This is a genomic window from Streptomyces sp. NBC_01261, from assembly GCF_036226385.1.
Taxonomy (GTDB): Bacteria; Actinomycetota; Actinomycetes; order Streptomycetales; family Streptomycetaceae; genus Streptomyces.
In genome coordinates, this window is sequence record NZ_CP108463.1 from 4,857,045 (window position 1) to 4,874,827 (window position 17,783).

17 protein-coding genes are annotated in these 17,783 nt (G+C 70.0%); 4 read left to right on the plus strand and 13 right to left on the minus strand.

All coding sequences use genetic code 11. The features are described 5' to 3' along the window. Positions 1–102 precede the first annotated feature (102 nt). From guaB to OG226_RS21095, 3 genes are all read right to left on the minus strand, one after another. Positions 103–1,608 carry an IMP dehydrogenase gene (guaB, locus tag OG226_RS21085; RefSeq protein WP_328680013.1) on the minus strand — a complete coding sequence of 502 codons (1,506 nt, stop codon included), beginning with the start codon at positions 1,606–1,608 and terminating at the stop codon, positions 103–105. Between the two features lie 192 nt (positions 1,609–1,800). Next, the gene (locus tag OG226_RS21090) at positions 1,801–2,388 is read right to left on the minus strand and encodes a sigma-70 family RNA polymerase sigma factor (protein WP_328680015.1); all 588 of its coding nucleotides are present in this window, start codon (positions 2,386–2,388) and stop codon (positions 1,801–1,803) included. Between the two features lie 266 nt (positions 2,389–2,654). Further along, positions 2,655–3,266 carry a response regulator transcription factor gene (locus OG226_RS21095; protein ID WP_003948568.1) on the minus strand — a complete coding sequence of 204 codons (612 nt, stop codon included), beginning with the start codon at positions 3,264–3,266 and terminating at the stop codon, positions 2,655–2,657. A 381-nt stretch (positions 3,267–3,647) separates the two neighbouring features. On the opposite strand from OG226_RS21095, the gene OG226_RS21100 reads away from it, so the two are divergent. Further along, on the plus strand, positions 3,648–3,974 hold the full coding sequence (locus OG226_RS21100; protein WP_019055584.1) for a WhiB family transcriptional regulator: 327 nt from the start codon (positions 3,648–3,650) through the stop codon (positions 3,972–3,974). A gap of 76 nt (positions 3,975–4,050) precedes the next feature. On the opposite strand, the gene OG226_RS21105 is transcribed toward OG226_RS21100, so the two are convergent. After that, complete coding sequence (locus OG226_RS21105; RefSeq protein WP_329349719.1) at positions 4,051–4,995, minus strand: LysR family transcriptional regulator; 945 nt, start codon at positions 4,993–4,995, stop codon at positions 4,051–4,053. Positions 4,996–5,075: 80 nt separating this feature from the next. On the opposite strand from OG226_RS21105, the gene OG226_RS21110 reads away from it, so the two are divergent. Next, positions 5,076–5,744, plus strand: a complete 669-nt coding sequence (locus tag OG226_RS21110) for an MOSC domain-containing protein (protein WP_329349720.1) — start codon at positions 5,076–5,078, stop codon at positions 5,742–5,744. A 108-nt stretch (positions 5,745–5,852) separates the two neighbouring features. Beyond that, a complete protein-coding gene (locus tag OG226_RS21115) occupies positions 5,853–6,626 on the plus strand; it encodes an SDR family NAD(P)-dependent oxidoreductase (RefSeq protein ID WP_328680021.1) in 774 nt (257 codons plus the stop codon). A gap of 122 nt (positions 6,627–6,748) precedes the next feature. On the opposite strand, the gene groL is transcribed toward OG226_RS21115, so the two are convergent. The 4 genes from groL to OG226_RS21135 form a co-directional block, all read right to left on the minus strand. Continuing rightward, positions 6,749–8,374 carry a chaperonin GroEL gene (groL, locus tag OG226_RS21120; RefSeq protein ID WP_328680023.1) on the minus strand — a complete coding sequence of 542 codons (1,626 nt, stop codon included), beginning with the start codon at positions 8,372–8,374 and terminating at the stop codon, positions 6,749–6,751. Positions 8,375–8,486: 112 nt separating this feature from the next. After that, a complete protein-coding gene (gene groES, locus OG226_RS21125) occupies positions 8,487–8,795 on the minus strand; it encodes a co-chaperone GroES (protein ID WP_019066754.1) in 309 nt (102 codons plus the stop codon). 335 nt (positions 8,796–9,130) lie between these two features. After that, a complete protein-coding gene (locus OG226_RS21130; RefSeq protein WP_328680029.1) occupies positions 9,131–9,856 on the minus strand; it encodes a hypothetical protein in 726 nt (241 codons plus the stop codon). Then, positions 9,853–10,746, minus strand: coding sequence for a polysaccharide deacetylase family protein (locus OG226_RS21135; protein ID WP_443066899.1), 894 nt, complete (start codon positions 10,744–10,746; stop codon positions 9,853–9,855). Before OG226_RS21135 ends, OG226_RS21130 begins: the two co-directional genes overlap by 4 nt. A 191-nt stretch (positions 10,747–10,937) precedes the next feature. On the opposite strand from OG226_RS21135, the gene OG226_RS21140 reads away from it, so the two are divergent. Further along, on the plus strand, positions 10,938–12,119 hold the full coding sequence (locus OG226_RS21140; RefSeq protein WP_329349722.1) for a class I SAM-dependent methyltransferase: 1,182 nt from the start codon (positions 10,938–10,940) through the stop codon (positions 12,117–12,119). Here the strand turns inward: OG226_RS21140 and OG226_RS21145 are convergent. The 5 genes from OG226_RS21145 to OG226_RS21165 all read right to left on the minus strand — a co-directional run bounded on the left by OG226_RS21145 (position 12,070) and on the right by OG226_RS21165 (position 17,731). Beyond that, a complete protein-coding gene (locus OG226_RS21145; protein WP_328680034.1) occupies positions 12,070–13,413 on the minus strand; it encodes an RNA polymerase sigma factor in 1,344 nt (447 codons plus the stop codon). The genes OG226_RS21140 and OG226_RS21145 overlap by 50 nt on opposite strands. Before the next feature lie 72 nt (positions 13,414–13,485). Beyond that, positions 13,486–13,842, minus strand: coding sequence for a YciI family protein (locus tag OG226_RS21150; protein ID WP_327401882.1), 357 nt, complete (start codon positions 13,840–13,842; stop codon positions 13,486–13,488). Positions 13,843–14,009: 167 nt separating this feature from the next. After that, positions 14,010–15,056, minus strand: a complete 1,047-nt coding sequence (locus OG226_RS21155) for an LCP family protein (protein ID WP_329349723.1) — start codon at positions 15,054–15,056, stop codon at positions 14,010–14,012. Between the two features lie 135 nt (positions 15,057–15,191). Next, the gene (locus OG226_RS21160; protein WP_329349724.1) at positions 15,192–16,538 is read right to left on the minus strand and encodes an endo-1,4-beta-xylanase; all 1,347 of its coding nucleotides are present in this window, start codon (positions 16,536–16,538) and stop codon (positions 15,192–15,194) included. A 137-nt stretch (positions 16,539–16,675) separates the two neighbouring features. Beyond that, positions 16,676–17,731, minus strand: a complete 1,056-nt coding sequence (locus tag OG226_RS21165; RefSeq protein WP_328680041.1) for a LacI family DNA-binding transcriptional regulator — start codon at positions 17,729–17,731, stop codon at positions 16,676–16,678. Positions 17,732–17,783 lie beyond the last annotated feature (52 nt).

A 17,783-nucleotide genomic window follows, 5' to 3' on the forward strand; every position in this document is an offset into this window, starting at 1 on the left:
CTGTGGCCTTTCCTCTGCGTTTCAGCGTCTTCCAGTATCGCCGACGGGTACGACAAGGGCGGCCCCGGTGTGTCCGGAGCCGCCCTTGAGGAAGCCTGCCGACTACTTGCTGCGGCTGTAGTTCGGTGCCTCGACCGTCATCTGGATGTCGTGCGGGTGGCTCTCCTTGAGGCCCGCCGAGGTGATCCGGACGAAGCGGCCCTTGGTCTCCATCTCCTCGATGGTGGCCGCGCCCACGTAACCCATGGTCTGGCGCAGCCCGCCGACGAGCTGGTGCAGCACGTTGGCCAGCGGGCCGCGGTAGGGCACCTGGCCCTCGATGCCCTCGGGCACGAGCTTGTCGTCGGAGGCGACCTCGGCCTGGAAGTAGCGGTCCTTCGAGTACGACCGGCCCTGGCCGCGGGACTGCATCGCGCCGAGCGAGCCCATGCCGCGGTACGACTTGAACTGCTTGCCGTTGATGAACTGCAGCTCGCCCGGGGACTCCTCGCAGCCCGCGAGGAGGCTGCCGAGCATCACCGTGTCGGCGCCGGCGGCCAGCGCCTTGCCGATGTCGCCGGAGTACTGCAGGCCGCCGTCGCCGATGAGCGGGACGCCGGCCGCGCGGGCCGCGAGGGACGCTTCGTAGATCGCGGTGACCTGCGGGACGCCGATACCGGCGACGACACGGGTCGTACAGATCGAGCCGGGCCCGACGCCGACCTTGATGCCGTCGACACCGGCGTCGACCAGGGCCTGGGCGCCGTCGCGGGTGGCGACGTTGCCGCCGATCACGTCGACGTTCACACTCGACTTGATCTTCGCCATCCAGTTGAGGGCGTTGCTGTTGTGGCCGTGCGAGGTGTCGACGACCAGGAAGTCCACACCGGCCTCGGCGAGCGCCTGGGCGCGCTCAAGGGCCTCGGGGCTGGCGCCCACGGCGGCGCCGACGATGAGGCGGCCCTCGGCGTCCTTGGCGGCGTTCGGGTACTGCTCGGCCTTGACGAAGTCCTTGACCGTGATGAGGCCCTTGAGGATGCCGGCCTCGTCGACGAGGGGCAGCTTCTCGATCTTGTGGCGGCGCAGCAGCTGCATGGCGTCGGCGCCGGTGATACCGACCTTGCCGGTGACCAGGGGCATCGGGGTCATGACCTCGCGCACCTGACGGGAGCGGTCGGTCTCGAAGGCCATGTCTCGGTTGGTGACGATGCCCAGCAGCTTGCCGTTGCCGTCGGTCACCGGGACGCCGCTGATGCGGAACTTGGCGCACAGCGCGTCGGCCTCGCCGAGCGTGGCGTCCGGGTGCACGGTGATCGGGTCGGTGACCATGCCGGACTCGGAACGCTTCACGAGGTCGACCTGGTTGACCTGGTCCTCGACCGAGAGGTTGCGGTGCAGGACACCGACACCGCCCTGGCGGGCCATCGCGATCGCCATCCGGGACTCGGTCACCTTGTCCATCGCCGCGGACAGCAGCGGGATGTTGACACGGACGTTGCGCGAGATGCGGGACGAGGTGTCGACCGCGTTCGGGAGCACGTCGGACGCGCCCGGCAGCAGCAGCACGTCGTCGTAGGTCAGCCCTAGTGTCGCGAATTTGGCGGGCACTCCGTCGACGTTGGCAGTCATGACACCTTCCCCAAATGGCCTTGATCGGTGCGGATGTCCATGCTAACGGGAAGCGCGGTCACCTCATTCCACGATTCCACGGCTACGACCCGCTCCGGGCTTCGTATGTTCGTACGTACGCCGTCGCCCGGCTGTTCACGAAAGGCGTCGCGGCTCAGGGCTCAGCCGTCGAGGGCAGTGCACGTACCGGAGTTACTGCTCGGCCAGTGCCCGCAGTCGGCTCAGCGCGCGGTGCTGGGCGACCCGGACCGCGCCGGGTGACATTCCCAACATCTGGCCGGTCTCCTCGGCGGTGAGGCCTACGGCGATGCGCAGCAGGAGCAGTTCGCGCTGGTTCTCCGGGAGGTTGGCCAGGAGTTTCTTGGCCCATTCGGCGTCGCTGCTGAGCAGGGCGCGCTCCTCGGGGCCGAGGGAGTCGTCCGGGCGCTCCGGCATCTCGTCGGAGGGGACGGCCGTAGAACCGGGGTGGCGCATCGCGGCGCGCTGGAGGTCGGCGACCTTGTGGGCGGCGATGGCGAAGACGAAGGCCTCGAAGGGGCGGCCGGTGTCCTTGTAGCGGGGCAGTGCGAGGAGGACGGCGACGCAGACCTCCTGGGCGAGGTCCTCCACGAAGTGCCGTGCGTCGCCCGGGAGTCGGGACAGCCGGGTGCGGCAGTAGCGCAGGGCCAGTGGGTGGACGTGGGCGAGCAGATCGTGGGTCGCCTGCTCGTCTCCGTCGACCGCGCGAAGGACGAGTCCACCAATCGCCCCTGGGGCTCTGGCCGCCTCGTCGTCACGCATCGGTCCATGGTGCCTTGCGGCCGAAGGGTCCGTGGCACCGCGTCCGTTGTTGTGCACCGAAGCGTTATGAGCAGGTGCGCCGGAAGTCATCTCCTGCGCCCTCCCCTCCCGCTCGACCGACTCGTCCCCGAGGAACTCCACACCTCAAGGATGCGGCATCCGCGGCGAAACGAGCAGCGGGTGCCCGGCGGGCCCCTTCACCGTCCCCGCCCACCCGGTGGCGGGCGGGGATTCTCGTATCCCCGCTACGACCCACTGACCTGGTCCTAACGGACCAGACCCCACCGGAAACCGAGCGCCACGGCGTGTGCCCGGTCGGAGGCGCCGAGTTTCTTGAAGAGGCGCCGTGCGTGTGTTTTGACGGTGTCCTCGGAGAGGAACAGCTCACGGCCGATCTCCGCGTTGGAGCGGCCGTGGCTCATCCCTTCGAGGACCTGGATCTCGCGCGCGGTGAGCGTCGGTGCGGCGCCCATCTCGGCGGACCGCAGCCGGCGCGGGGCCAGTCGCCAGGTCGGGTCGGCGAGGGCCTGGGTGACCGTGGCCCGCAGTTCGGCGCGCGAGGCGTCCTTGTGCAGATAGCCGCGGGCGCCGGCCGCGACCGCGAGGGCCACGCCGTCCAGGTCTTCGGCGACGGTGAGCATGATGATGCGTGCGCCCGGGTCGGCGGACAGCAGCCGCCGCACGGTCTCGACACCGCCGAGTCCGGGCATGCGTACGTCCATCAGGATGAGGTCCGAACGGTCGGCACCCCAGCGGCGGAGGACTTCCTCGCCGTTGGCCGCCGTCGTCACGCGCTCGACACCGGGCACGGTCGCGACCGCGCGGCGGAGCGCCTCTCGGGCAAGCGGGGAGTCGTCACAGACGAGGACGGATGTCATGGCCGCCCTCCGCAACTGATGCGCGTCACCTTGAGCCTCCAGGCTGGTACGAAATCGTCACCTGTGCGGTCGACCGACTCGGACGCCTGCCCGAGCACTTGTTGTTTTCAACCGCCTCGCACTCTCAACGACGGTCACTCGAAAGAGTTACGGGGCCGTGTGCCATCTTCGGCACTCTACGTGAGGGTGCGGACACGGTGGAGACGTGCGCGGCCGACCCACAAGCTTTCATCACAACCGGTGCCCCATTCAGCCCTATTTCTTCCCTTTTGCTGGTGTCTGAGGCTAGATTCGCAATGAGTCATATTTTCATCTCCTTAGATCGTAGTTGTACGGTCGTGGACACCGTATCCGCCCATAACGGCTACAAGGGGTCACGCAATGGCAGATTTCTCCCGCCTTCCCGGACCGAACGCGGACCTGTGGGACTGGCAGCTCCTGGCTGCCTGCCGAGGGGTCGACAGCTCGCTCTTCTTTCATCCCGAGGGCGAGCGCGGTGCGGCACGAAGCGCTCGTGAGAACTCGGCCAAAGAGGTCTGCATGAGGTGCCCGGTCCGCGCACAGTGCGCGGCGCACGCGCTGGCGGTGCGCGAGCCGTACGGCGTCTGGGGCGGCCTGACCGAGGACGAGCGCGAAGAGCTCATGGGGCGTGCCCGCAACCGGCTGGTGTCGGCTTCGGCCGCCGGGGACATGGCTTCGAACAACTGAAGGAACGTTTCTCCAACTAGCCCTCAGCCAAGGGCACACGCAGCTCTCCACCAGGGGTACGCGCACGCGTGCCCCGCTATTTTTCGCGGGCCTGCTGGTCGCGGGCCCGTTTGTCGCGGGCCTGTTTGTCGCGGGCCGCCCGCGCCAACTGGTCGAGGGTCGCCGCCACCGCCGGTACCCGCGCCAGGTCGGGCAGGGTCAGCGCGACGATCTCCCGTCGCACCGCCGGTTCCAGCCTCACCGTCCGCGCACCCCGGGGCCGTACGGACTCGATGGCGAGCTGGGGCAGGACGGCGACGCCCAGCCCCGCGCTCACCAGGCCGACGACCGCCGGATAGTCGTCGGTCGCGAAGTCGATGCGCGGGGTGAAGCCGGCGGCCTCGCACACCTCGACCAACTGGCCCCTGCAGCGCGGACAGCCGGCGATCCAGGGATCGTCGGCGAGTTCGCCGATGGCGACCGACCGCACACGCGCGTGCCGGTGTTTTTCCGGGACCAGGGCGACCAGGCGGTCGCTGAGCAACGGTCGCACCACCAGGTCGGACCAGTCCTCCGCGCCGGCCGCCGCCTCGTAGCGGAAGGCGAGGGCGATGTCGCAGTCGCCCTCCCGGAGGAGGTCGACGGAGTTCGGCGGCTCGGCCTCCTCCAGGGAGACGCGGGTGCCGGGGTGGGCGGCGCGCAGGGCGGCCAGTGCGGTGGGGACGAGCGTCGAGCTGCCGCTGGGGAAGGAGACCAGGCGGACCCGGCCGGCGCGCAGGCCGGCGATCGCGGCGACCTCCTCCTCGGCCGCCGTCAGACCGGCGAGGATGCCGGCGCCGTGCCGGACCAGGGCCTCGCCCGCCTGCGTCAGGCGCATCTCGCGGCCGGTGCGGATCAGCAGCGGGGTGCCGACCGAGGTCTCCAGGGCCTTCATCTGCTGACTGACGGCGGGCTGGGTGCAGCCCAGTTCACGCCCGGCCGCCGAGAAGGAGCCGGTGGCGGCGACGGCGCGCAGCACACGGAGATGTCGGGCCTCGATCACGCCCCGAGCATAAGTGCTTCTTTGCTACGGCGACGAATAATGCGCCGCACCTTTGGGGTGCTCTCGTCTACCGTGCCGTCATGAAGCTTCTCTCGCTGAATCTGGGCCGGGCCACGGCCGTGCCGTACACGGACCAGCCCGACGGCGTGACGGGCATCGACAAGCGGCCGACCGACGCGCCGGTGCGGGTGAGCGCGCCCGGGCCCAAGGGCGTCGCCGGGAGCGGTCTGGCCGGGGACGCGGTGTGTCACCGGCGCCACCACGGGGGCGACGACCAGGCGGTGTACGCGGTCGCGCGCGAGGATCTCGACGACTGGGAGCGGGAGTTGGGGCGCCCGCTGGCCAGCGGTTCCTTCGGGGAGAACCTGACGACCCTGGGGCTCGACGTGTCCGGGGCGCGGATCGGTGAGCGCTGGCGGATCGGTCCCGAGGTGGTCCTTGAGGTCACCTGCGGGCGGATCCCGTGCCGTACCTTCCAGGACCATCTGGGCGAACGCGGGTGGGTGAAACGGTTCACCGTGAAGGGTGCGCCTGGGGCCTATCTGCGGGTGATCGAACCCGGTGAGATCCGCGCGGGCGATCCGATCGAGATCGTGCACCGGCCCGACCACGACGTGACGGTGGCCCTGCAGTTCCGGGCGGTGACGACCGAGCGGGAGCTGCTGCCGCGGCTGCTTCCGGCGGGCGAGGCGCTGCATCCCGAGTTCCTAGCGCAGGCCCGGAAATATGCCGCGGAGTACCAGGGCTGACCAGCCGTCACAGCCTGTTCGACATGTTGTTCGACACGTGTTCGTCACGGATCGGGAGGGCCTGTGCAGAGATCGGACCGGCTTGCTCAGGGTCACTAATCTTGCGCCATGACAACGGCATTGATTACGGGATCGACCGCGGGGATCGGTGCCGCGTTCGCGCGGCGGCTCGCGGCGGACGGACACAACCTCGTGCTGGTGGCGCGGAACACCGCGCGGCTCGGGGAGCAGGCGACCGAACTGCACGACCGGCACGGCATCGAGGCGGAGGTGCTGACCGCCGACCTCGCCACGGACAAGGGCATCGACACGGTGGCCGCCCGCCTCGCCGACCGCAAGAACCCCGTCGACCTGCTGGTCAACAACGCGGGCTTCGGCAACAAGGGCCACTACCTCGACGTACCCATGGCCGACGAGCTGAAGATGCTCAAGGTGCACTGCGAGGCGGTGCTGCGGCTGACCAGCGCGGCGACCGAGGCGATGCGGGAGCGTGGCCGCGGCGGGGTCGTCAACGTGGCGTCGGTGGCGGCCTTCGTACCGCGCGGGACGTACGGCGCGTCGAAGGCCTGGGTCGTGCAGTTCACGCAGGGCGCGGCCAAGGACCTGGCGGGTACGGGCGTACGGCTGATGGCGCTGGCGCCCGGCTTCGTGCGGACCGAGTTCCACGAGCGGGCCGGGATGGGCACGGACAACATCCCGAACTGGATGTGGCTGGACGCGGACAAGCTGGTCGCGGCGGCGCTCGCGGATCTGGCGCGCGGCAAGTCGCTGTCGATCCCGGACCCGCGCTACAAGGCGCTGATGGGTCTGGTGAAGGTCACTCCGCAGGCGGTGCTGGGCGGAATCACCTCGAAGACCGGGCGGAAGTACGGGCCGCGGTGACGGCGACCGCCCCCGCGGGGGCGGGCTCGGTGACGAGGATTCCGGTGGAACGCGAAGGCCCGGCGCCCCCTGAGGGGTGCCGGGCCTTCGACGTACACGTCCTACGGGTTCACCGACTCGCGTCAGTGGGAGTGGCCGTGGCTGTGACCACCGGCGGCCGGCTCCTCCTCTTCCTTCTTCTCGACGACCAGGGTCTCGGTCGTGAGGAGCAGGGAGGCGATGGAGGCGGCGTTCTCCAGGGCGGAGCGGGTGACCTTGACCGGGTCGATGACGCCGGCCTTGACCAGGTCGCCGTACTCGCCGGTCGCGGCGTTGAAGCCCTGACCGGGCTCCAGGTCGGCGACCTTGGCGGTGATGACGTAGCCCTCAAGGCCCGCGTTCTCGGCGATCCAGCGCAGCGGCTCGACGACCGCGCGGCGGACGACCGCGACACCGGTGGCCTCGTCGCCGGTCTTGTCGAGGTTGCCCTCAAGGACCTTGGCGGCGTGCACCAGAGCGGAGCCACCACCGGAGACGATGCCCTCCTCGACCGCGGCGCGGGTCGCGGAGATGGCGTCCTCCAGGCGGTGCTTCTTCTCCTTCAGCTCCACCTCGGTGGCGGCGCCGACCTTGATCACGCACACGCCGCCGGCCAGCTTCGCGAGGCGCTCCTGGAGCTTCTCGCGGTCCCAGTCGGAGTCCGTGTTCTCGATCTCGGCCTTGATCTGGTTGACGCGGCCCGCGACCTCGGAGGAGTCGCCGGCACCGTCGACGACGGTCGTGTCGTCCTTGGTGACCGTCACGCGGCGGGCGGAGCCCAGCACGTCCAGGCCGACCTGGTCGAGCTTGAGGCCGACCTCCTCGGCGATGACCTGGGCACCGGTGAGGGTGGCGAGGTCGCCGAGCATCGCCTTGCGGCGGTCGCCGAAGCCGGGGGCCTTGACCGCGACCGCGTTGAACGTGCCGCGGATCTTGTTCACGACCAGGGTCGACAGGGCCTCGCCCTCGACGTCCTCGGCGATGATCAGCAGCGGCTTGGAGGCGTTGGCCTGGATGACCTTCTCCAGCAGCGGCAGCAGGTCCTGGATGGAGCTGATCTTGCCCTGGTGGATCAGGATGTACGGGTCTTCGAGGACCGCTTCCATGCGCTCCTGGTCCGTCACGAAGTACGGCGACAGGTAGCCCTTGTCGAAGGCCATGCCCTCGGTGAAGTCCAGCTCCAGACCGAAGGTGTTGGACTCCTCGACGGTGATGACACCGTCCTTGCCGACCTTGTCCATCGCCTCGGCGATGAGCTCGCCGACCTGGCTGTCCTGCGCGGACAGACCGGCCACGGCGGCGATGTCGGCCTTGTCTTCGATCGGCCGCGCGGTGGCGAGCAGCTCGTCGGAGACGGCCTTGACGGCGGCGTCGATGCCCTTCTTCAGGGCGGCCGGGGAGGCACCCGCGGCGACGTTGCGCAGGCCCTCGCGGACGAGCGCCTGGGCGAGCACGGTGGCGGTGGTGGTGCCGTCACCCGCGATGTCGTTGGTCTTGGTCGCCACCTCCTTCACCAGCTGGGCACCGAGGTTCTCGTACGGGTCGTCGAGCTCGACCTCGCGGGCGATGGTGACGCCGTCGTTGGTGATGGTGGGGGCGCCGAACTTCTTGTCGATGACGACGTTGCGGCCCTTGGGGCCGATCGTCACCTTGACCGTGTCGGCAAGCTTGTTGACGCCGCGCTCGAGGGCGCGACGGGCGTCCTCGTCGAACTTCAGGATCTTCGCCATGGGAGCGGTTCAGCCCTCTCGGAAAACGTGGGTGAAACGAACTACGCCCCTGACGCCCGGCTTCATAAGGTCGCGGGGGCCAGGGGCGCAGCTCACTGCAAAACTGGGTGAATTACTTCTCGATGATCGCGAGCACGTCGCGAGCCGAGAGGACGAGGTATTCCTCGCCGCTGTACTTCACTTCGGTGCCGCCGTACTTGCTGTACAGCACGATGTCGCCGGTCTTCACGTCGAGCGGAAGACGCTCGCCGTTCTCGAAGCGGCCCGGGCCAACGGCCAGGACGACGCCCTCCTGGGGCTTCTCCTTGGCCGTGTCCGGGATGACCAGGCCAGAGGCCGTGGTCTGCTCGGCGTCGAGCGGCTGGACCACAATGCGGTCCTCAAGCGGCTTGATGGCAACCTTGGAGCTGGTGGTCGTCACGATCCGACCTCCCCCTTCGGAGATCTCACGGGGTTAACTGTCTGAGGTGGCGACCAGGTGGATCCGTCGTCGCGGGTGCCGGACCTGCCCGTCGCTATTGGCACTCTCCAGGGGGGAGTGCCAGGTCTGAGACTATGACTGCGATTAGCACTCGGTCAAGCGGAGTGCCAATGCCCGCGGCGCTTGAGCGGAATTTCTCCGTCGCCCTGAGCTGTCCGGCGGGCCTGTGCCGGTGCTGCCGTCTTGGGGGCTGTGCCCCCGAACCCCCCTGCCGGCCTTCGGCCTCGTCCTCAAACGCCGGACTGGCTGGATCGGCCGGCCCTCACTCCATCGCCTCAGAGGTAGTCCTCCAGCCGCCCCACCGTCAGCCCCCGCCCCTGGATGCCCCGCAGCAGCCTGGCCGTGCTGTCGGCCGGGCCCACGCGGACGATGTCGCCGGGGGCGAGGTGATGGTCCCCGCGGGCGTAGGTCAGGGTTCCGGTCGTCGTGGAGGCGCGCCAGAGGACCAGGGCGGAGACTCCGCAGTCGGCCGCGGCACGGCGGGTCGTCGTGTCGTACGTGCCGTAGGGGGGCCGGAGCAGCCGGGAGTCGGGCCGGGGCCGGTGGCCGCAGATCTCGCTGCGCTGGGTGGCGTAGGGCTGGCCGGCGAAGTGGCCGTGTCGCGGTGAGGTGGGGAACACCGTGACGGGGAGCCGCAGTTCGCGGACCAGGTCGGCGAACCTCGGGTCCCGTCGCGTGTCCGCGCCCGTGCCCTGGGCGTCGTAGGTCAGGAAGACGACCCTGTCGTGGGTGCGGACGTGGTCCACGACGGGTGGGAGGCCCGGGCCCGCCGAGCGGGCGGCGGGCCGGAGGGAGGGCTTGGGGGCGGGGGCCAGCGGGGCCGTCAAACCCCAGTGGCGGTACGGCTGTTCACGGGACGGGCCGTGCGGGTGGACGCGTTGGGCGGCCTTCTTGCCGAGCCGTTCGATGGGGTCGACGGACTGGGCGCAACCGGTGAGGAACAGCAGAGCGGCCGCCGACGCGACGGCCACCGGTACCCGCAGACGGCCCGCCCGCCTCACAGGTAGTCCTCCAGGCGGGCCACCGCGTAGCCCTCGGCCGTGACCTTGCCCAGGAAGCGGCGCATGTCGTCGACCATCGTGCCCTTCCAGTCCTCGCGGCCCCGGAAGTGCGTCAGGACGATGTCGCCTGGGTGCAGGGACCGGTCGTCCTCGCGGTACTCCCAGTGGTCGACGAACACCTCCTCGTCCCAGATCGGGGCGTACTTGACGCCGCAGGACTTCGCGGCGACGAGGGTGTCGTGGTTGTAGTTCCCGTACGGCGGCCGGAAGACCGTCGGGGCCTTGCCGAACTGCTTCTTCATGATGTCCTGCATCCCGCAGATCTCGCGCTTCTGCTCGGCGTAGGACAGGCCCGGCAGGTACGGGTGCGTGAGGGTGTGGTTGTTGATGGTGTGGCCCTCGGCCTGCATCTTCCGGAAGTAGCCGTAGTCGTCCTTCACCAGGTAGTTGCTGAGGAAGGCCGTGTACGGGATCTTCAGGTCGCTCATCATCCGCAGGAACGCGGGGTCCTTGTTCTCGCCGTCGTCGATCGTGAGGAAGACGATCTTCTGCTTCGTGGGGATCGTCGTGAACACCGGCGGGAGGTTCAACTCCTCCTGGTCGTCCACCTCGAAGCCCTTGCGCGCGGTGATCTCCGGCTTGTGCGCGGGCGCCGGCGGGGCCGTGAGCGGCACCTTCGCCAGCCCCCAGCGCTTGGCCGCGGCGACCCGCGCGGCGTACGCGGCGCGCAGCTTGGTCGCGTAGGAGTCCAACGCGCGGGCCGGGGGCGCGTGCAGCGGCTGCGCGCCCTGCGCCGGGTGCACGGCCGCACCCGAGCCGGGCTGTCCGCACCCGGAGACGAGAGCGGCCAGCGCGAGGGCGGCGAGCGCGCCACGGGCGCCTCCCGTCATCCGACCCCGGTTGCCGCGGTCGTCCCGGGTTCCCCGATCTTCCCGGCCCCCACGCGCCCGATTGATGTCATTTTGTACGACTACTCGCATGGGGTCGGATCTTTTCAGCCCCTGGCCCCGATCCCGCGCCGACACCGCCAACACACCGCGACCGGAGGCACACCGTCCACCGACTGGCCCACAATGACCCGGTGAACGACCCCGTACTCGCCTTCGCCGCCCTGCTCACCCCCGAGGGCCGCGCCCTCCTCGACGAGGTCCGCGGCACCGACCCGGCCAAGGAACTCGGCGTCGCCACCCGCCTGCGCCGCGACCACCCCGCCGACCTCGTCTCGGCGGCCCTCGGCCAGGCCCGGCTGCGTCAACGCGCGGCAGCGGCGAAGTTCACGCCCGAGGACGCCGACCGGATGTTCTTCACCCCGAACGGCTTCGAACAGTCCACCCGGACAAGCGTCGCCGCCTACCGCGCCACCCGCCTCCTGGACCTCGGCGTGACCTCCGTCGCCGACCTCTGCTGCGGAATCGGCGGCGACGCGATCGCGCTGGCGCGAGCGGGGGTGCGCGTCCTGGCCGTGGACCGCGATCCGCTGACGGTGGCCGTGGCACGGGCCAACGCGGAGGCACTCGGCCTCGCCGACCTGATCGAGGTGCGCGAGGCGGATGTCACCGACGTCGACACGTCCACGTACGACGCCGTGTTCGTCGACCCCGCACGGCGCGGCGGCCGCGGCCGCATCTTCGATCCCGAGGCGTACTCACCGCCGTTGTCCTGGGCCGTCGGCGCCGCTACGACGGCCCCGCTCGCCGCACTGAAGATCGCCCCCGGGGTACCGCACGAGGCGATCCCGGCAGCGGCCGAGGCGGAGTGGATCTCGGACGGGGGTGACGTGAAGGAGGCGGTGCTGTGGTTCGGGACGGGGGCACGGCCGGGAGCGGTACGGGCAACCCTGCTGCCCGGCCCACGAGTTCTGCACGGACGCGGGCTTCCCGACCCCGAAGTCCGTTCCGTGGGGCGGTACTTGTACGAACCCGACGGCGCCGTCATCCGCGCCCACCTCGTCGCCGAGGTCGCGGAGGAGGTCGGAGGCGGACTCATCGACGAGACCATCGCGTACGTGACAGCGGATGAGCCACGGCCGACCGCCTATGCCTCCGCCTACGAGATCACCGATCAACTCCCCTTCGGCGTCAAGAAGTTGAAGGCGCTGCTACGGGAGCGGGAGGTCGGCGTCCTCACCGTGAAGAAGCGGGGGTCGGCCGTCGAACCGGAGGAACTGCGGCGGAAGGTGAAGCCCCAGGGGCCCAACTCGGCGACGGTGTTTCTCACTCGGGTGGCGGGGGCGCCGGCGATGTTGATCGGGCGGCCTGCCTAGGACGCCTCCAGGTCGCCTCATCCACCCGGCGCAGCAGCAGTTGGCGTTCGCGTTCGTTGCGGGCGAGGGAGGCGGCCCGGGTGAACTCCTCCTTCGCTTCCGTCCTACGGCCGAGGCGGAGCAACAGGTCGCCGCGGACGCTCGGTAGCAAGTGGTAGTCGCGCAGGGCCGGTTCGGAGGCGAGGGTGTCGACGATCTCCAGTGCCGGGGCCGGGCCCTCGGCCATCGAGACAGCGACCGCGCGGTTCAACTCGACGACCGGGGAAGGGGATCGGGCGGCGAGGAGGGCGTACAGGGTGGCGATCGTCTGCCAGTCGGTCTCGTCGTAGGTGTACGCGTGGGCGTGGCAGGCGGCGATGGCGGCCTGGAGGGCGTAGGGACCGGGGGCGCCGGTGGACGTGGTGTCCGCGCGGCCCAGGGCGGTGATGCCGCGGGCGATGAGGAGGCGGTTCCAGCGGCGGCGGTTCTGGTCCTTGAGGAGGACGGGGTCGCCGTTCGGGGCGGTGCGGGCGGCCGAGCGGGAGGCCTGGAACTCCAACAGGGAGGCCAGGGCGTGCACTTCGGGTTCCTTCGGCATCAGGCCGGAGAGGAGTCGGGCCAGGCGGAGGGCGTCCTCGCAGAGGCCGGGACGGAGCCAGTCGTCGCCGGCCGTCGCCGCGTACCCCTCGTTGAAGATCAGGTAGATGACGTCCAGGACCGAGCCCAGGCGGGCCTCGCGGTCGGGGCCGTAGGGGACCTCGAAGGCGACGTTCTTGGTGGCGAGGGTGCGTTTGGCGCGGACGATGCGCTGGGCGATGGTCGGCTCGGGGGCGAGGAAGGCGCGGGCGATCTCGGGGGTGGTCAGGCCGCCGAGGAGGCGCAGGGTGAGGGCGGTGCGGGCCTCGGCGGAGAGGACCGGGTGGCAGGTGGTGAAGACGAGGCGCAGGAGGTCGTCGTCGATGTCGTCGGGGGCCGGGGGTTCCTCGGGCGGGGCCGTCGTCTCCAGGGTGCGGCCGATCTCCTGGAGCTTGCGGGCGTAGTTCTCCCGGCGCCGGATCAGGTCGACGGCTCGGTGCCTGGCCGTGGCCATGAGCCAGGCGCCCGGGTTGTCGGGCACCCCGTCCCTGGGCCACTGCTCCAGCGCGGCGACGAGCGCGTCCTGCGCGAGTTCCTCGGCGATGCCGACGTCGCGGACCAGGCGGGCGACGGCGGCGATGATGCGGGGGGACTCGATGCGGAAGACGGTCTCGATGGTGCTGTGCGGGTCCGTGGCGTTGCCGTGCGGGTCTGCGGTGGGCTGTGATTCCGGAGTCACAACCCACCATGCAACACCCCAGGCGGCCTCAGACCAAGGAAGACCGGCGGGACGAGCGGTGCCGAGGAAGGCTCAGCCCTCCGCGATCTCCCGCACCTCGCACGTCACGGTCCAGAACTCCTCGTGCACCTTCAGGAACCGCTTCGTCCACTCGATCGCCTCGGCCATGTCCTTGCACTGCATGAGCGCGTAGCCGCCGACGACCTCCTTGGACTCGGTGAACGGGCCGTCGGTCACGGAGATCTTGCCGCCCTCCCAGTGCACGCGGGCGCCCTGCGCGGTCGGGGTGAGGCCGGCGGTGTCGAGCATGACCCCGGCCTTGGTGATCTCCTCGATCAGCTCGCCCATGCGCTGCATCAGCTCGGGGCTGGGGCCCTCGGCGGGCGTGGTCTTCTCGTCGATCTGCACGAGGGAGAGGTAGCGGGGCATGGTGACTCCTCGGTTCGTTCGCTGGCGTTCTCCGGCCGGGCTCCTCCCGGCCTTTCAACCATGCGTCGAACGAGGGGCGAGCGGATCGACACACTCGCCGGAAAACCCCGAAGATTTTTTCCGCCCACCCGTTTCCGCAGGTCAGCCGATCCCCTCCCTACGATCGCTCAACGCAGCGACTCCCACAGATCGCTCGCCGCGGGCTCCTTCGCCACCACCCGGTTCGGGTCGGACGGTGCCGTGATGTTCGGCATCGTGACCGTGGTCACCGCCTCCGCCGACAGGCTCTTCAGGCTCTGGCCGAGGCTGATCAGTTCGCTGAGGGAGTCGAGGCCGGTGTCGGTGGTGAGGCTGTCGGTGACCGCGTCGGTGACCTCGTAGAGCTTGGTGGGGTCGGTGAGGAGGTCGTGGGTGGAGATCTGCGTCAACAGGGCCTTCACCAGCATCTGTTGGAGGCCTATACGGCCGAGGTCGCTGCCGTCGCCTATGCCGTGCCGGGTGCGGGCGAGGGCCAGGGCCTGCTTGCCGTCGAGGTGATGGGTGCCCTTCTTCAGGTGCAGGTGGCTGTCGTCGTCGTCGATGTCCTGCGTCGTGGTGACCGTGACGCCGCCGAGCGCGTTGACCAGCTTCGCGAAGCCCGCGAAGTCGATCTCCAGGTAGTGGTCCATGCGGACGCCGGTGATCGACTCGACCGTCTTGACCGCGCAGACCGGCCCGCCCACCGAGTACGCCGTGTTGAACATCGCGTTGTACGCCACCGACGTGGACCCGCCCGACGACAGCGGGCACGACGGCCGGGTGACGAGCGTGTCGCGCGGAATGCTGACGATCGTGGCCTTCTTACGGCCCGCGTCGATGTGCACCACCATCGCGGTGTCGGAGCGGGCGCCGGAGCTGTCGCCGCCGCCGAGCGCCTTGTTCTCCTTGCCGCTGCGCGAGTCGGAGCCGAGGACCAGGATGTTCAGGGAGCCGGTAGGCACGGGGACGGCGGACGCTGACGCGGACGGTGTCGTCACCGCTTTCGCGGGGCGGTCGGTGCCGAGCGCGCTGTCGATGTCGACGCTCTTGATGTTGCTGTTGAGGTGCCAGTAGGCCCAGCCGGCCGTGGCGACACCCAGGACGAGGGCGCCGGCCAGAGTGAGGCCGGCGATCTTCAGCACTCTCGACCGCCGGCCAACGCGTCTGTCCTCGTCAACGTTCTCTGTGTCCGTCACGGGGAGGAACGTAAGTCCGAATTATTAGGAGAAAGTTAGGGGAGACGTCCCAGGACGGTTTTCTACGGAAAATCTCACGGTTCTCAGCCCCGCTTCACTCCCCCGAAGCTCCCCCGCGCGCCTCCCCCGCCTCCCTCAGCCCAGGGTCACCACCGGCACCGGATTGCTCCCGCTCCACGACGCGTTGAAGCCGAACGTCACCGAACCGCCGTCCGGGACCGTCCCGTTGTAGCTCGCGTTCGCACAACTCACCGCCGTGCCCGACTGGGTGCAGGCCGCGTTCCAGGCCTGGGTGATCCGCTGGCCCGCGCCGTACGTCCAACTCACCTTCCAGGACGACAGGGAGGCCCCGGAGCAGGCGATCGTCACCTGTCCGGTGAACCCGGTGTTCCACTGACTGCCCACGCTGTACGTCGCCGAGCACGCCCCGGTCGGCGGCGGGGTGGTGGTCGTACCGCCGAGCGCCTCCGAGAGGCCGTAGTACGCCGGTTTCGGCGCGTAGTTGGCGTCGTACGGTGTCGCCGCGCCGTAGCCGGGGAACGTGCTGTCGACCCAGGAGTCTGAGTCGGTGAAGCCCCAGACGGTGACGTTCACGCAGCGTGTCACCGCCACGCAGGCGGCCATGACGCTCTTGAAGTCGGCCTTCTGCTGCGCGAGTTGCGCGCTGTCGGCCGGGAGCGCCATCCGTACGTCCAGCTCGGTGATCGCCACGTCCACGCCCAGGTCGGCGAAGCGCTGGATGTTCTGCTGGAGGGTGGCCGGGACCTGGCCGAGGATGAGGTGGGCCTGGAGGCCGACCCCGTCGATCGGAACGCCCGCCGCCTTCAGGGACTTGACCAGGTTGTAGAGGGCGGTGGACTTCGCGTTGACGCCCTCGACGTTGTAGTCGTTGATGTACAGCTTGGCGGCCGGGTCGGCGGCGTGCGCCCAAGTCAGCGCCTGGGCTATGTAGTTGGCGCCGAGGCCGTTGTACCAGAGGGTCGAGCGGTACGTGCCGTCCTCGTTGAAGGGTTCGTTCACCACGTCCCAGGCGGTGATCTCGCCCTTGTAGCGGCCGACTTCGGTACTGATGTGGTTCTGCAGCAGGCTGCTCAACTGGGCCGACGTCCAGGTGCCGTTGGTCAGCCAGCTCGGGTTCTGGCTGTGCCAGACCAGGGTGTGGCCGCGCACCTGCTGGTTGTGGGCCTGCGCGAAGGCGACGATCTGGTCCGCCTCCGACCAGTTGAAGCTGCCCTGCGTCGGCTCGACCGTCTCCCACTTCATGGCGTTGCCGGGGGTGAGCGAGCTGAACTGACCGCCCGCGATGTCGCCGTACGTGCCGGTGAGCTTGGAGCCGGTGACCGCGGTGCCGATGACTTTGCCCTTCGCGGCGGCGAGGTCGCGCAGCGGGGTGTCGGCGGCGTGCGCGGCGGGTGCCGCGAAGAGCAGGACGGCGCCGGTGAAAAGGGCCGCCAGGGACAAGCCGGTTCTCAGAGATCTCATGCGGGTGCCTCCGAAAGTTTCGGTTGTGCAACCGATTGGCTTCGGAGGAGTGTGGGACGGCTCACCCCACTCGTCAATACGTCACCTTCCGGCCACGTCCGTCACTCACGGAAGCGGGAACGGCCTTACCGCGCAGGTCATTTCGCCGAAGCCGGCGCCGCCGTACTGCTCCGCACCACCAGGCTCGTCGCCAGTTCCACCCGCCGCGCCGCCGAGGTCTCCTGCTCGCGCCCGAGGTCGAGCACCAGTTTGGCCGCCGCCTCGGCCATCTCGGTGAGGGGCTGTCGTACGGTCGTCAGCGGCGGGCCGACCCAGCGCGCCACCGGCAGATCGTCGAAGCCGACCACGCTCAGGTCCTCCGGGATGCGCAGCCCGAGTTCGCGCGCGGCCTCGTACAGGCCGAGGGCCTGGAGGTCGTTGCCGGCGAAGACGGCGGTGGGCCGGTCCGGGCGGCGCAGCAACTCCAGCCCCAGCCGGTAGCCGGCCTCGTGATGGAAGTCGCCGGTGGTGATCAGCGAGGGGTCGACCGGCAGCCCGGCCGTCTCCAGCGCGGCCCGGTATCCGTCCACGCGGGCGCGGCTGCACATCATCCGGGACGGTCCGCTGATCGCGCCGATCCGGGTGTGGCCGAGTTCGACCAGGTGCCGGGTGGCGGCGAGCCCGCCCTGCCAGTTCGTCGCGCCGATCGACGGCACGTCGGCGCCCGGGTCACCGGCCGGGTCCATCACCACGAACGGGATGGAACGGCTGGTGAGCAGCGCCCGCTGGGACTCGTCGAGCCCGGAGAGGACGAGGATCACGCCGTGCGGGCGGCGGGCCGCGACCTGGTCGGCCCAGGTCCGGCCCGGGGTCAGCCGCCCCGCGCTCTCGCTCAGCACCACGCTCAGCCCGGAGTCCCGGGCCACGTTCTCCACGCCCCGGATGACCTCCATCGCCCAGGCGCTCTCCAGCTCGTGGAAGACCAGGTCGATCAACGGGGAGCGGGTCGCCTCGGCGCGGCGGCGCCGGTAGCCGTAGACGCGGAGCAGGTCCTCGACGCGGGTGCGGGTCGCGGGGGCGACGTCGGCACGGCCGTTGAGGACCTTCGAAACAGTCGGAGCCGACACTCCGGCCTCGCGGGCGATCTCGGCGAGCGTGGCGGTCTGCGTCGGCCGACCCGCTGTCTGGGTTTCGGCGGAATCCGGGGCTGTCATGGCGGCGATCGTATCCCTGCGCGACCTCTTGACGAACCCCCCAGCGCGCCTT

Excerpts from the sequence above, each read along its gene's own strand:
- OG226_RS21100 (WP_019055584.1), top strand. The coding sequence starts at position 3,648 with ATGGCAGATTTCTCCCGCCTTCCCGGACCGAACGCGGACCTGTGGGAC.
- OG226_RS21115 (WP_328680021.1), top strand. The coding sequence starts at position 5,853 with ATGACAACGGCATTGATTACGGGATCGACCGCGGGGATCGGTGCCGCG.
- OG226_RS21110 (WP_329349720.1), top strand. The coding sequence starts at position 5,076 with ATGAAGCTTCTCTCGCTGAATCTGGGCCGGGCCACGGCCGTGCCGTAC.
- groL (WP_328680023.1), bottom strand. The coding sequence starts at position 8,374 with ATGGCGAAGATCCTGAAGTTCGACGAGGACGCCCGTCGCGCCCTCGAG.
- OG226_RS21135 (WP_443066899.1), bottom strand. The coding sequence starts at position 10,746 with ATGACGGGAGGCGCCCGTGGCGCGCTCGCCGCCCTCGCGCTGGCCGCT.
- OG226_RS21160 (WP_329349724.1), bottom strand. The coding sequence starts at position 16,538 with ATGAGATCTCTGAGAACCGGCTTGTCCCTGGCGGCCCTTTTCACCGGC.
- OG226_RS21090 (WP_328680015.1), bottom strand. The coding sequence starts at position 2,388 with ATGCGTGACGACGAGGCGGCCAGAGCCCCAGGGGCGATTGGTGGACTC.
- guaB (WP_328680013.1), bottom strand. The coding sequence starts at position 1,608 with ATGACTGCCAACGTCGACGGAGTGCCCGCCAAATTCGCGACACTAGGG.
- OG226_RS21095 (WP_003948568.1), bottom strand. The coding sequence starts at position 3,266 with ATGACATCCGTCCTCGTCTGTGACGACTCCCCGCTTGCCCGAGAGGCG.
- OG226_RS21150 (WP_327401882.1), bottom strand. The coding sequence starts at position 13,842 with ATGCCCCGCTACCTCTCCCTCGTGCAGATCGACGAGAAGACCACGCCC.
- OG226_RS21165 (WP_328680041.1), bottom strand. The coding sequence starts at position 17,731 with ATGACAGCCCCGGATTCCGCCGAAACCCAGACAGCGGGTCGGCCGACG.